General features: G+C 58.6%; 15 protein-coding genes and 1 tRNA gene. 9 read left to right on the forward strand and 7 right to left on the reverse strand.

Annotated features, from left to right (window positions below):
• The first annotated feature begins 39 nt into the window (after nt 1-39).
• The 6 genes from DW024_RS02755 to folB all read left to right on the forward strand — a co-directional run bounded on the left by DW024_RS02755 (nt 40) and on the right by folB (nt 5720).
• A tRNA-Val gene (locus DW024_RS02755) sits at nt 40-114 on the forward strand.
• 637 nt (nt 115-751) lie between these two features.
• The gene (gene nrdD / locus DW024_RS02760; protein ID WP_118081896.1) at nt 752-2974 is read left to right on the forward strand and encodes an anaerobic ribonucleoside-triphosphate reductase; all 2223 of its coding nucleotides are present in this window, start codon (nt 752-754) and stop codon (nt 2972-2974) included.
• A 427-nt stretch (nt 2975-3401) separates the two neighbouring features.
• A complete protein-coding gene (gene nrdG / locus DW024_RS02765) occupies nt 3402-3983 on the forward strand; it encodes an anaerobic ribonucleoside-triphosphate reductase activating protein (RefSeq protein WP_118289145.1) in 582 nt (193 codons plus the stop codon).
• 66 nt (nt 3984-4049) lie between these two features.
• A complete protein-coding gene (folE, locus tag DW024_RS02770) occupies nt 4050-4607 on the forward strand; it encodes a GTP cyclohydrolase I FolE (protein ID WP_118376913.1) in 558 nt (185 codons plus the stop codon).
• A gap of 2 nt (nt 4608-4609) precedes the next feature.
• Nucleotides 4610-5191, forward strand: coding sequence for an HD domain-containing protein (locus tag DW024_RS02775; protein ID WP_171021502.1), 582 nt, complete (start codon nt 4610-4612; stop codon nt 5189-5191).
• Between the two features lie 43 nt (nt 5192-5234).
• Entirely contained in the window at nt 5235-5720 is a 486-nt protein-coding gene (folB, locus tag DW024_RS02780) for a dihydroneopterin aldolase (protein WP_199576913.1), read from the forward strand.
• A 6-nt stretch (nt 5721-5726) separates the two neighbouring features.
• On the opposite strand, the gene DW024_RS02785 is transcribed toward folB, so the two are convergent.
• Nucleotides 5727-6503, reverse strand: a complete 777-nt coding sequence (locus tag DW024_RS02785; protein ID WP_158572151.1) for a M48 family metallopeptidase — start codon at nt 6501-6503, stop codon at nt 5727-5729.
• Nucleotides 6504-6589: 86 nt separating this feature from the next.
• The gene (locus DW024_RS02790; RefSeq protein ID WP_117716537.1) at nt 6590-7603 is read right to left on the reverse strand and encodes a dipeptidase; all 1014 of its coding nucleotides are present in this window, start codon (nt 7601-7603) and stop codon (nt 6590-6592) included.
• 120 nt (nt 7604-7723) lie between these two features.
• Here DW024_RS02790 and DW024_RS02795 point away from each other — a divergent pair, with 120 nt between their 5' ends.
• The 3 genes from DW024_RS02795 (at nt 7724) to DW024_RS02805 (ending at nt 9615) form a co-directional block, all read left to right on the forward strand.
• Nucleotides 7724-8152 (forward strand): peptidylprolyl isomerase, encoded by a 429-nt coding sequence (locus DW024_RS02795; protein ID WP_118376915.1) that lies wholly within the window; start codon nt 7724-7726, stop codon nt 8150-8152.
• A gap of 3 nt (nt 8153-8155) precedes the next feature.
• Entirely contained in the window at nt 8156-8734 is a 579-nt protein-coding gene (locus DW024_RS02800) for an urease accessory protein UreE (RefSeq protein WP_118328634.1), read from the forward strand.
• An 83-nt stretch (nt 8735-8817) separates the two neighbouring features.
• Nucleotides 8818-9615: an HAD-IIB family hydrolase gene (locus DW024_RS02805; protein ID WP_158572153.1), complete on the forward strand. Its 798-nt coding sequence runs from the start codon at nt 8818-8820 to the stop codon at nt 9613-9615.
• Between the two features lie 77 nt (nt 9616-9692).
• Here the strand turns inward: DW024_RS02805 and DW024_RS02810 are convergent, their stop codons facing one another.
• The 5 genes from DW024_RS02810 to DW024_RS02830 form a co-directional block, all read right to left on the reverse strand.
• Nucleotides 9693-10073 carry a Fur family transcriptional regulator gene (locus tag DW024_RS02810; RefSeq protein ID WP_199576914.1) on the reverse strand — a complete coding sequence of 127 codons (381 nt, stop codon included), beginning with the start codon at nt 10071-10073 and terminating at the stop codon, nt 9693-9695.
• Nucleotides 10074-10134: 61 nt separating this feature from the next.
• Nucleotides 10135-10545: an acylphosphatase gene (locus DW024_RS02815; protein WP_118376917.1), complete on the reverse strand. Its 411-nt coding sequence runs from the start codon at nt 10543-10545 to the stop codon at nt 10135-10137.
• A 2-nt stretch (nt 10546-10547) separates the two neighbouring features.
• Nucleotides 10548-11654, reverse strand: coding sequence for a Gfo/Idh/MocA family protein (locus tag DW024_RS02820; protein WP_118376918.1), 1107 nt, complete (start codon nt 11652-11654; stop codon nt 10548-10550).
• 73 nt (nt 11655-11727) lie between these two features.
• Complete coding sequence (gene rnhA / locus DW024_RS02825; RefSeq protein WP_117848769.1) at nt 11728-12264, reverse strand: ribonuclease HI; 537 nt, start codon at nt 12262-12264, stop codon at nt 11728-11730.
• A gap of 48 nt (nt 12265-12312) precedes the next feature.
• Nucleotides 12313-13215 carry a LysR family transcriptional regulator gene (locus DW024_RS02830; RefSeq protein ID WP_117757381.1) on the reverse strand — a complete coding sequence of 301 codons (903 nt, stop codon included), beginning with the start codon at nt 13213-13215 and terminating at the stop codon, nt 12313-12315.
• Nucleotides 13216-13265 lie beyond the last annotated feature (50 nt).

Consider the following 13265-nt stretch of genomic DNA (forward strand, 5'->3'; position numbering starts at 1 on the left):
TTGGGGTCGCGGGTTCGAGCCCCGTTGTCCGCTCCATTTGGGCGTTTAGCTCAGGGGGAGAGCGCTTCCCTGACACGGAAGAGGTCAGAAGTTCAAATCTTCTAACGCCCACCAAATGTTCGCAGCTCAGAGGCAATGTCCTCTGGGCTGTTTTGTTTTTTGCCACCAAGCGCGCCGCCAAATAAGTCATCAAATATTGATCCAAGGTCCGTACGCGATGGTCTTCGCATCCCGTAGGGGTGCCGGCAGATTGCATGTGTCCTGGCCCATCATGACCGCAACATGTTGGTCAAGCATAATCTTTTGGATTCTTTTGGCGTGAGCGGCTTGGTTTTGGTGCTATTTGGCGGCGGCACGGTTGAGGGGGTTTCAAAACTGCTGTGCAGGTAGTTGGGTTGATAACGTTTTAGCAGCCTGCCAAGAGGCCTTCATTTATAATGCGTCTGCAAATTGACCAATTGCTTTGACCTGCTGAAACACTATATGTTGTGTTTGGCCTAAAAAAAGAATACAGGATATAGATGCCTCTTTGTCGTATGATAGATGGCGGACAGAGAACGAGAACCTTATTCGCCCCATTATTTGGATGGATCTTTGAGCCCCTGGATTGGTTGCGAGGATTGTCCGCATGAGGGCCTATGGTTATCGAGAACACAGATTGCGCAACGGCGCCGCAAGACAGGGTCAAACCCTGCCGGGCATCGTTTGGCTCTGAAGCGCAATGAGGCTACGATGCGAAAGAGGCAAGAGGATGAAGATCATCAAGCGCAGCGGCACCGAGGTTACCTTTGACATCGATAAGATCGTCAATGCGATCCGCGCCGCAAACTTGGAGGTCGAGGAAGGCTCTCGCCTTACCGACCGCCAGGTGATCTATGCGGCACAAAACGTCGCCGAGGCATGTGAGAAGGCCGGCCACACCGTATCGGTCGAGGAGATCCAGGATCTGGTCGAGGACGAGATTATGCGTCTCGACTGCTACGAGGTCGCCCGCCACTACATCATCTACCGCTATGTTCAGAGCCTGAAGCGCCAAAAGAACACGACCGATGACAAGATCCTGTCGCTGATTGAGTGCAATAACGAAGAGGTCAAGCAGGAGAACTCCAACAAGAACCCGACCGTCAACTCCGTTCAGCGCGACTATATGGCCGGCGAGATCTCCAAGGACCTGACGCAACGCGTGCTGCTGCCCCAGGAGATCGTGGATGCCCACAACGAGGGCCTGATTCACTTCCACGATTCGGACTACTTCGCCCAGCATATGCATAACTGTGACCTGGTGAACCTGGAGGATATGCTCCAGAACGGCACCGTTATCTCGGGCACGCTGATCGAGAAGCCGCACAGCTTCTCGACTGCTTGCAATATCGCGACGCAGATTATCGCCCAGGTCGCCTCTTCCCAGTACGGCGGTCAGTCGATTTCGCTGACCCACCTGGCTCCGTTTGTCGAGGTAAGCCGTCAGAAGATTCGCGGCGAGGTTGCCCGCGAGCTCGAGGAGCTTGGCGTCTCTGCGTCTGCCGAGAAGGTCCGTGAGGTCGTTGAGGACCGTCTGCGTGACGAGATCCGTCGCGGCGTCCAGACGATTCAGTATCAGGTCGTGACCCTTATGACCACGAATGGCCAGGCGCCGTTCGTGACGGTCTTTATGTATCTTAACGAGGCCCGTACGCCTCAGGAGAAGCACGACCTTGCCATGATCGTGGAGGAGACGCTTCGCCAGCGCTACGAGGGCGTTAAGAACGAGGCCGGCGTGTGGATTACCCCGGCATTCCCCAAGCTTATCTATGTGCTCGAGGACGATAACGTTCACGAGAATTCCCCGTACTTCTACCTGACCCAGCTGGCTGCCAAGTGCACCGCCAAGCGCATGGTGCCCGATTACATCTCCGAGAAGAAGATGCGCGAGCTCAAGCTGTCGAAGGGCGAGACCGCGGGCAACGGCGATTGCTACACCTGCATGGGTTGTCGCAGCTTCCTGACGCCCGACCGCTCGGGCAACGGCTTTAACAATGTTGCCAATGCGCTGAACTATGACCCGACCAAACCTAAGTACTATGGTCGCTTTAACCAGGGTGTTGTGACCATCAACCTGCCCGATGTCGCGCTGAGTTCGCATCAGGACATGGACAAGTTCTGGAAGATCTTCGACGAACGCCTTGAGCTGTGTCATCGTGCCCTGCTGTGCCGTCATGAGCGCCTGATGGGCACGCTTTCTGACGCCGCACCGATTCTGTGGCAGTACGGCGCCCTGGCGCGCCTTAAGAAGGGCGAGACGATCGACAAGCTGCTCGTGGGCGGATACTCCACCATCAGCTTGGGTTACGCCGGTCTGTATGAGTGCGTCAAGTACATGACGGGCCACAGCCACACCGAGAAGGAAGGCACGCCGTTTGCCATGGCCGTCATGCAGCACATGAACGACAAGTGCGCCGAGTGGAAGGCCGAAAGCGATATCGACTTCTCGCTGTACGGCACCCCGCTTGAGTCGACGACCTACAAGTTCGCCAAGTGCCTGCAGCGTCGTTTTGGCATTATTCCGGGCGTGACGGACAAGGGCTACATTACCAACAGCTACCATGTCCACGTGTCCGAGGAGATCGATGCCTTCGATAAGCTTAAGTTTGAGGGCATGTTCCAGCAGCTTTCGCCGGGCGGTGCTATCTCCTACGTCGAGGTTCCCAACATGCAGGACAACCTTAAGGCTGTCATTCGCGTGATGCAGTACATCTACGACAACATCATGTACGCCGAGCTCAACACCAAGAGTGACTACTGCCAGGTGTGCGGCTACGATGGCGAGATTAAGATTGTCGAGGATGACGGCAAGCTGGTGTGGGAGTGCCCCAACTGCGGCAACCGCGATCAGGAGAAGATGAACGTCGCTCGCCGTACGTGCGGCTACATCGGTACCCAATTCTGGAACCAGGGTCGAACCGAGGAGATCCGCGACCGCGTGCTGCATCTCTAGTACCGCTTCGGGGCTGAACCGAGAGGGCCGCTTGGACATTTGCTCGCTATTTCGGACAGTCCTGCGCAAGACGAAGGCCACATTAAGTGGCCTTCTTTGCGTGCGGAACCCATATCGAGCAAAAGCCCAAGCGGCCCCCTCGGTTCAGCCAAGTTGACGTAGCTGAGATGCAGTATGCGGTCTGCTCACTCCTCGAAGTTCTTAGCGGAAATAATTCGAGCTGCAGCTGCGATTTGCTTGCGATAGCGGTTGAGCTGCAACAAAGTTTTTATTAGACCTCGAACCCTATACTCGATGTTCGCTTCGTTCACCGAGTATCGCTCGCGAGGGGTCTGGAGCATATCGTCCCGCCCGCAGTTTCGCAGGCCGAAGGCCGAGAATGTTTGAGGACGGGATGATATGCTCCAGACCCCCAGGAAGGTTACTTATGAACTACGCGAACATTAAGTATTTCGACATTGCTGATGGGGAAGGCGTTCGTACTTCTCTGTTTGTGAGCGGGTGCCGTCGTGGGTGCAAGAACTGCTTTAACTCTGTCGCGTGGGACTTTGCTGCGGGCAAGCCGTTCGATCGTGCCGTCGAGGACAAAATCATCGAGAGTCTCGATCATCCCTTTATTGATGGCCTGACGATTCTGGGCGGGGAGCCCATGGAACCCGAGAACCAGGCGGGGCTCGTTGATTTCATTGAGCGTGTTCGCGCGGCCTATCCAGTGGGGTCGGGGAAGACTATTTGGTGCTTTACTGGCGACGTACTCGAGGAGCTTATGCCGGGCGGTCGTCATCATACCGAGGTGACGGACCGCATCCTTGCCTGCCTCGACATGTTGGTGGACGGTCCGTTTGTTCAAGATCTGTACGATATCTCGTTGCGCTTTAGGGGCTCGAGCAACCAGCGCGTGATCGATATGAACGCTACGCGCGCCCGTGCTGAGCGCGAGGGCGTTGCGCTTTGTGATGCGGTTGAACTTTGGCGCGATGATCCGGTCTATTCGACCCATACTATGTAGCTTGTGGTCGATGCCGGAGGGCGTGGTACCATAGCGCGAACGTGAAATCGGAAAAGTGAGGCCCAGATGGTCGATCAGGAAAAAGTCGAGGCCGCCATTAAGCTGTTGCTTGAGGGCGTAGGCGAGGATCCAACTCGTGAGGGCCTGCTGGAGACTCCGGCGCGCGTTGCCCGTATGTATGGTGAGATCGTCGGCGGTATGGACCAAAGTGCCGAGGAGCACCTGTCCAAAACCTTTGCCGTCGCTTCGAACGATTTGGTTATCGAGCGCGATATCACGTTCTACTCGCTGTGTGAACATCATCTGCTGCCGTTTTATGGCAAGGCCGCCATTGGTTATATCCCTAACGGTCGGGTGGCTGGGCTTTCCAAGCTCGCCCGCACGGTTGAGGTTTATGCCCGCCGTCTTCAGCTGCAGGAGCAGCTGTGTGCGCAGGTTGCCGACGCCCTCATGGAGTATCTCGCTCCCCAGGGAGCGATTGTGTTGATGGAGGCCGAGCATATGTGCATGACGATGCGTGGCGTGCAAAAGCCCGGCACCAAGACCGTGACGCTTGCTCGCCGCGGCGTCTTTGAGACCGATCCCGCGCTCGAGGAGCGTTTCTTTAGGATGCTGGGCCGCTAACCATGAGAGTCGTCAACGACTTTACATCGAAGACCGATGAGGGGACGTCGCGTCGCGGCTTTATGGCTTCGGGCCTGGCCCCCTTTGGTGCCATGCCTCGCATTGATTACATTTGTGCCAACGGGCTGTTCCGGCGGCACCTGGGCAACATTGCACAGTTGGAATCGGGGCGCATCTTCTGCCGCCACGGTATTGACCATCTGCTCGATGTCGCGCGCATTATGTGGATCAAGAATCTCGAGGAGCAGCTCGAATTTGACCGCGAGGTCATCTACGCCACAGCACTTCTTCACGATATCGGCAAAGATGAACAGTATGAATCGGGTATATCCCATGATGTTGCAAGCGAACGCGTCGCTGATGCGATTCTCGGCGGCATGCCCGATGACGTGGCGTTTGAGCCGGCCGATGCCGCAGCCATTAAGACGGCCATTCTGGGCCATCGAAAGCTGCGCGTGAACAGCCAACCGCTTGAGCGTCTGCTCTATGCAGCCGACAAAGCGTCGCGTGCCTGCTTTGCATGCCCCGCGCGCAACGCTTGCAACTGGAGCGATGATAAAAAGAACCTGTCGATTCGCGTGTAGTTAGTTTGCGCGGTCGGGGTTCTAAACGAAGGAGACGATCGCGTTGAGTAACAAGAAACTGCCCGAGAATGCAACCAAGACCGAAGGCGCCGAGCTCGCCCGCCGTGGAAGGGGCGAAATATCCACCGCAACGGCGGTGCCTCACGTGAGCTATGACGATTTGCGCCATGCCGATCGTATTTTCATTGACGGCCTGGAGGTTTTTGCCAACCATGGCGTGTATCCCGAGGAGAACGCGCTGGGTCAGAAGTTCATCGTTTCTCTGGTGCTCTATGCCGACCTGCGCGCGGCGGGGGAGCACGATAACCTGGACGCCTCGATTGACTACGGCTCGGTGTGCCACGATGTCGATGGCTATCTGCGCGAGCATACGTTTAAGCTCATCGAGGCGGCAGCCGAGGGGACAGCCCAGATGCTGCTGCGCCGTTATCCCTCGCTGCTTGGTGTGCGCATAAAGCTCGATAAGCCGTGGGCTCCTGTTGGCCTGCCCCTGGCAAGCTGCGGCGTCGAGATCGAGCGCGTGCGCTAGTCGACGCTAGAGCTTGTTGAGGGGTGGCTGCTTGAGCCGCTGAGACAGTGCTCTATTGTTGGGACAGTACGTGTCGAGCAGGGCGTGAAAGCGCTGATTGTGGCTTGGCTCGAGCAAGTGGACGAGCTCGTGGGCGACAACCATGTCGAGGCATTCGACAGGGTAGGCGGCGAGCTCGCGTGCGATACGAATGGCGCCGGTTTTGGGTGTGCAGGAGCCCCAACGCGTTTTCATGCTGCGCACGGAGACGCGGGCCACGGTGACGCCCATTGCGATTTCGTACGCGTGCACGATGTCGCGTAGCGCTGCGGTGACCTCGGACGCGTAGAGCTGGTCGATGTGGGCTTGGAGCTCGTCGGACGTTAGGCCGTCGAGGATTGCGCGCCGCTTGGCCTGTGGGCTTTCGTCCGATTCGTCGGTACCCATAAAACTTGCGAAGGTGGCCTGCTTGGGTCGCGGTGCGGGCGATGCAAAGTTGTGATCGAGTGCGTCCTGTACCGTGATGGGCTTGCCCCAAAGTGCAATGATGGACGATGGGCTGAGCGGCTCTCGCGCTGTTGCCTGACGTTGCTCACGTTGGGCAAGTCGGCTGATAATCCAGGCGCTGTTGCGCTTCACAAACGCTTCGATGCGCTCGCGGCTGGCGCCGAGCGGTGCGCTGGCGTGGACCTCGCCGCTCGATGTGACGCGTAGGTTAAAGTTCTTGACGCGCTTTTTGGTAACGACGACGGGGATGAGCGTTCCATCCGGTCGGGGTACGGAAATCGTAAATTGCTGCGTCAAATGTGATCCTTCAGATTGGGGACGGGCCGGCATGTCGACCGCTCGGCATGCCGGGCCGCTCAAGGGATGCGAAATTAATTGCGCTCTTAATAGCGCTCGAAGAAGGCGAGCGCGTTGTCGCTGCAGAGCTTCTGCATCACGGTCTTGCCAAAGTGCTTGGAGAGCATGTTCTGGAATTCGGGCATCTTGCTGGCATCAGAGAGGAAGTCGGGTACCTTGGCGCCGTCCCAGTCGCCGCCGAGTGCGATGACATCTTCGCCGCCCAGGTCGAGCCAGTGCTCGATATGTGCCGCCAGCTGGTCGAAGGTGACGTCTGCGGCGGTTTCGTCGGTTGCGTCGTTGGAAAGGAACTCGCTGCAGTAGTTGAGGCCGACGATGCCACCCATGTCGCGAATGGTGCGGAACTGGTCGTCGGTAAGGTTGCGTTTGACGCCGCAAACCGCACGGGAGTTGGAGTGGCTGGCGACGAAGGGACGCGTGGCGTGGGCGACAACCTCGTCAAAGCACTCATCGTTGAGGTGGGAGACATCAAGTACCATGCCGGCGTGCTCCATCTGCGTAAGTGCCTCGATGCCGGCGGCGGTGAGACCGGCGTGGGTGTCGTGGCCGCTCGCGAGCGGTCCCTGCGCGTTCCAGCTGAGTGATGACATGAGTACGCCCAGGCTCTTGAGCACCTCGATCAGCGCGGGGTCCTCGGCAAAGAACGTGGCGTTTTCGATGGTGTGGATGCAGGCGACCTTGCCGTCTTTGAGCGCGGGGCGAATGTCTGCGGCGTTGCGTACGTTGACCATGCGGTCGTGGTTGAGCATTGCTTGGCCGCTCATGTGTGCCATGATCTGCGCCTGGAAGCGCGCGGCGTGGGCGGTGGGAATCTCGTCGGGGACAAATGTGGCGAAGCACTGTGCCCACGGCGTGTTGCCGATCTTTGCGAGCGAGATGGCGCAGGCGTTGCCCTCGATGAGGTCGAAATCTTGCGGATGCGTTTCGTCGCCGGGGAAATAACCGTCGGTGCCGGCGGTAAAGCGCAGGTCGAGATCGAGCGTGGCCCAGCCGATGCGGTCGGCGGTGTCGCAGTGTAGGTCAAATACGGGATATGCCATGGTTCCTCCGGTTGCAGCGTTTCTTTGCAAACTGTCTTTGAATTGTATGACTAGGGTATAGTTAGCGCCATATGTTCACGGCGGCCCGCGTTGTGCGCCGCCCTTATCACGGAGGTTACCATGTCCAACCAGGGCAAGAAGGTCAAGACTCATTATCGCGGCACGCTCGACGATGGTACGCAGTTCGATAGCTCCTACGATCGCGGCGAGCCGCTGGAGTTCACCTGCGGCGCCGGCCAGATGATCAAGGGCTTCGACGCCGCTGTTGTCGACATGCAGGTGGGCGAGAAGAAGACCGTGCACATTCCTGCTGCCGATGCCTACGGCGAGCACAACCCCGAGATGGTTATTACCTTCCCGGCCGTACAGGTTCCCAATATCGAGCAGATCGAGAAGGGCATGAAGCTCTTCCTGTCCACGCCGAGCGGCATGCCCGTCCCCGCCGTGGTCATCGACGTGACGCCCGAGGCCGTGACGCTCGACGCCAACCACGAGTTGGCCGGCAAGGACCTCAACTTTGATATCGAGCTCGTCGAGGTCGAGGGCTAGAGTATGCCTGAACGCTTGGTTTCGACGACATGCTTGGGAAATCTCAACGATCCGTCCTATGAACTCCTGCTTCGCCGGGAGCTGGGCGGTGTCTTTGAGGTTGACGAGCTGCTGCTCGATTGGGACCAGGCTGATGTATGCGCGTTTGTGGGTGTGACGGAGCTGGGGCGCACAGTCGATGTTCGGCTGGATGCTGCCGACGACGGTCGTCTTGCCGATGGTGACGTGCTCGCCATCGACCGTTCGGGCATGGCGCCCGTGGCGGTTGTCGTGCGCCTGCGCAGTGCCGAGGTTTATTTGGTCGAAGTTGACCGCATGGACCCGATTGCGCTCGCGCATGCGTGCTGGGAGATCGGCAACATGCATGCGCCGATTTTCCGAGGCGACTCGGACGAGCATACCGTGCGCATGTATACGCCGGTGCAGCCTGTTTTGGGCCGCATGCTCCGGGGTGTCGAGGGTGTTCGGCTCTCGGTGGTTACCCGTGAACTCGATGCGGCCCGGCGCTTTGAGTCGAGTGCGGCGGAGGTCGTCGTGAGCATGGCTCCCGACTTTACCATCGTAAAAAAGACGCGCGGCTAAGCGCGCGTATGTGTAAGACGGGCTTTGAGGGGCGACCAATCAAGGTCCGTCTTGCTGTTGATAGGAGGCTTTGGGGAAAGCATATGGGTCTTGAGGGAATCAAGCTGATTGCATGCGATTTGGATGGCACGCTGTTGCATCCGGGGGAGCGCGAGCCGCGTTCCGAGGCCTTTGAGCTTATCGATGAGCTGCATCGTCGCGGTATCGTGTTTATGCCGGCGAGTGGCCGTCAATATGCGAGCTTGCGCTACCTGTTTGCCCCGGTGGCCGATGAGCTCGCCTATGTATGCGAAAACGGAGCCCTGGTGATGAGCGAGGGGCGTGCCGTTGTCAAGCGTTCCATGGAACGTAGCCTTGCTATGGATATCGCGAACGCCGTGGTTGCGTATCCCCATGCCGACGTGACCCTTTCGTGTGAGGGGCGCCTCTACACCATGAGCGGCAATGACGCGTTTGTTGACCACCTGCGCTATGAGGTCCACTGCGACGCGGCGGTGGTCGACCGTCCCGAGGACATCGACGAGGACGTCATTAAGATTGCCTTCCAGACGCCCGAGGTGGAGCAGCCGGCGGCCTTGGAGTATTTCGAGCGCCTCTTTAGCGACCGAGTCGATGTCATGACATCGGGAACCGAATGGACGGACTTTATCGGTTTCGGTTCGGGCAAGGGCTCCGCGCTTGCCGATTACGGTCGTGCCCTGGGGATTTCGCCCGATGAGATGATGGCGTTTGGCGACAATGAGAACGATCGCGACATGCTCAACGTCGTGGGCCATCCCTATCTGATGGAGAGCTGCAACCCCACCATGCGCGGCATCAACGACCGCGTCCGCTACGCGCGCACGGTCGAAGAGGAACTGCATCGCCTGCTTGCCGAGTAGATATTTGGGACATGCCTAGAAATCTACTTTTTGCTACAGAGTGCGGAAAGGTGGATTTTAAGGCATGTCCCAAACATTTATCGGCAGTCGGGGCAGAGACCCTCGAAGATGGTGTAGTGCGACGTGACGTGCCAGCCGATTTGCTCGGACGCCTTGGCGTCGAGCTGGGCATCGAAGGAGAGCGGTACATCGATGACGCGGCTGCACGAGGTGCAGATGATATGCGCATGCGGCTCGATCGTGCGATCGAAGCGGCTGCCGCCCGGCGTCTTGATGGAGAGGATCTCGCCAGCGTCGGCCAAGAGATTGAGATTGCGGTAGACCGTACCACGGCTGATTTTGTCATCCTGCGCGCGCACGACGTTGTAGATTTCGTCGGCGGTGGGATGGTTATAGCTTTGGCGCACGGCGTCGAGAACCAGCTTTCGCTGCCTGGTATTCCTTCTTTGCACCGCCATGCGCCTCGCCTCTTTTCTATCAACGGTCGTAGGTAAATGATACCGTATTTAGCACACAATACTAATAACGAGGAATGAAACCGTCTTCATTGGCAAGTGGGGCTCGGGTCTGGGCGTCTACGAGGCGAAAACGCGTTCCCATGCGCTCGTAGGAGGCATGAAGCGCCTCGAGATGAGATAGGATGTTTGCCGGAGCCCCCTGTATCTCCATCTCGACTGAGCCGTCTTCCATGTTACGCACCCAGCCGCTGAGTGCGCGTGCCTGCGCGAGGTTGGTGTTGGTAAAGCGAAAACCGACGCCCTGGACTTGCCCTTCCCAGCGCAGGAAATAGCGCAGGGGAGCGTCTTGAGTGGCCTCGTCGCTTGCGAGCACAGTAAGCCTGCGGCGCAGCTCGAGCTCGACGTTTGATGGTTTTTGAGGCTCTCGACTGCCGCCGGTGACGCTGGAGAAGAACGTATCGAAGAGACCCATCGCTATGCCTGCTTGCCTGCGTCGGCCGGGAAGGTTATGCCGGCCTGCTGGCGCACGGCATCCATGATACGCAGTGAGACGAGCGTGACATCGCGGTAGTGGCCAAGCTCGTGGCGTCCCGCCGGGGTCTCCCAAATCTCTTCCTTAACGTTATCGATGCCGTCGATGGCGGTGATAAAGTCCGCGAGCTCGTATTCCATGGTGTTGCTTGACTTGGGAAGGTCGAGCGCGCGTCCGTTGCCGCCCTGTTCGCGCAGTGCCTCGGTCGCCGATCCGCGTACGACATCGCCGCGATAGTCGATACGGACGTTGCGGGGCGTGGACAGATGGTCAATCTGGATAGTGCCACGCTCGCCTTCGATCTGCGAGGGCAGCAGGTCATTCGTAATTTTGGAGTGCGCGAGCTCGACGGAGATACGGCCACCGCCGTAGCTGGCAAGGATGGAACCGCAGCCATCGATGGGGCCGTGCGTGAGCTGTCGCGTGGTGGGGTCGAGCAGAGTAGTCATGCTCGTAAGGCCGGAGGGCATGCCGAAAATCTCGACCATGGGCTCGACGGTGTAGACGCCAATGTCCATGAGGGAACCCGATGCCATATTGCAGTCGAAGATATTGGTGGCGCGTCCCGCGAGAATCTCGTTGTAGCGCGAGGAATATTTGCCAAAGCGCAATGAGGCGCGGCGGATGGGGGCGATCTCGCCCAGGGCGTCCTCGATGGCGTGGAAGGCGGGATCGTGGAGGGGACGCATGGCCTCGAGGGCCACGACACCTGCTGCCTCGGCAGCGCGGAAGACTTCCAGCGCCTGCGCTTCGGTGGCGCAGAAGGGCTTCTCGACGATGACGTGCTTGCCACCGGCGATGCAGGCAAGGGCCTGCTCGTAGTGAAGTGCGTTGGGGCTGCCGATATAGACGGCGTCGACGTCGGCGGCTGCCGCAAGCTCATCGAGTGAGATAAAGTTTCGCTCGCCATCGCGCTCGGCGGTAAAGGCAGCACCGCGATTGGCATCGCGTGAAAGCGTGCCCACAAACGCGGCTTGGTCGTTGGCGTTGACGACTTGGATAAAGTCGTCGGTGATCATGGATGTGCCGATGGTCGCGATGCGCAGCATACGTCCCCCTTGCGTTGTTTGGTCTACAGGATGAGTGTAGCGCGTGGGGATATAAAGCTGTGCGAAAACGCTATTACAGGTCGCTCTCGTTAAAGCCGGTGTCGATATCGAGGTTACTGCCGTCGGCTGCCGTGGTGGCGAGCTCATCGCAGCGTTCGTTGAGCTCGTGACCGGCGTGACCCTTAACCCAGATGAACTCAACCTTGTGCTTGCTTTTGGCAGTGAGTAGGCGCTCCCACAGGTCGCGGTTCTTGACGGGCTGCTTGTTGGCGGTTTTCCATCCGCGCTTTTTCCAGCCGTCGATCCAGTGCTTGTTAAAGGCGTTGACGACGTACTGCGAATCGGAATGGACCTCGACCTCGCAGGGGCGGTTGAGTGCCTCGAGCGCCACGATAACGGCCATGAGCTCCATGCGGTTGTTGGTGGTCTTGGCGTAACCGCGCGAAAGCTCGGAGGTGAAGGTCTTGCCGGCGGGGTTGGTGTATTTGAGCACGGCGCCGTAGCCGCCGCGTCCCGGATTTGATCGGGCCGAGCCGTCGGTATAGATGATGACCTTCACATGGTTCCTTTCGTTGGGTACGTTTCGTGTGAGTGACCATTGTAGCGCCATGCCCGCCGGGGGCTAGCAATCTACGATTTCTACCCCGTCTTCCGACAGTTAGTTGGCATGGATGATGCGGTTGAGTTCGTCGAGGTATTGCTGCAAGAGGGGAGAGGGCTTGCGCTCGTCGTGCATGATATAGCCTACGCGCATCGTTGGGGCGTCTGCTAACGGGATCGATGCCATACCCCATTGCATTTCATTGGAGAGGACGCCGGTCGACAGGGTGTAACCGTTCGACGTGATAAGTAAGTTAGTAAGTGTTCCGCGGTCCGAGATTCGTATGTTGCGGTCGCAAGGGATATAGCTAAACGGTTCCTCGGCGTAATAGAAGGAATTTGAGGTTCCCTGCTCAAAGCTGTAGCGCGTGTAGGGCGTGAGGTCGGCAAGGGACAGCTGAGGGCGGCGTGCGAGCGGGTGGCGCTCGCTCACGAAGACGTGGACCGTCGCGTCGAATAGGGGATGGAAGCTTGCACGGGCATCGGCGAAGGCCTTTTGCAGAACGCGGGCGTTAAAGTCATCCAGATACAGAATGCCGATATCGCTGCGAAACGCACGGACGTCATCGATGATCTGCGATGTGGTGGTCTCGCGCATGATGAACTCGAACTTGCTGTCGCGGCAGCGCTCGACCACGTTGACAAAGGCCTCGACCGAAAAGGCGTAGTGCTGGGCGGAAATGGCGAGGCGGGCTTGCGGGGTACCGCCGTCCTCGTAGCGCGCCTCGAGCATGTCGGCCTGCTCTACGACCTGGCGCGCATAGCCCAAAAGCTCGGTGCCGTCGTTGGTGAGCGTGACGCCGCGGCTGGAGCGCGTAAAGATCTCCAGATGGAGCTCCTGTTCCAGGCTTTTGACGGCATTGGAGATATTGGACTGTGCCGTATAGAGGCGCTGAGCTGCGGCGTTGATTGAACCGGACTCTGCCACGGCGATCAAAAAACGAAGCTGCTGAAGGGTCATCGACGCCCATCCTTTCGAGTGTTATCTACAAAACCGATAACAGGTTAGCG

The organism is Collinsella sp. AF37-9, assembly GCF_003475115.1.
GTDB lineage: Bacteria > Actinomycetota > Coriobacteriia > Coriobacteriales > Coriobacteriaceae > Collinsella.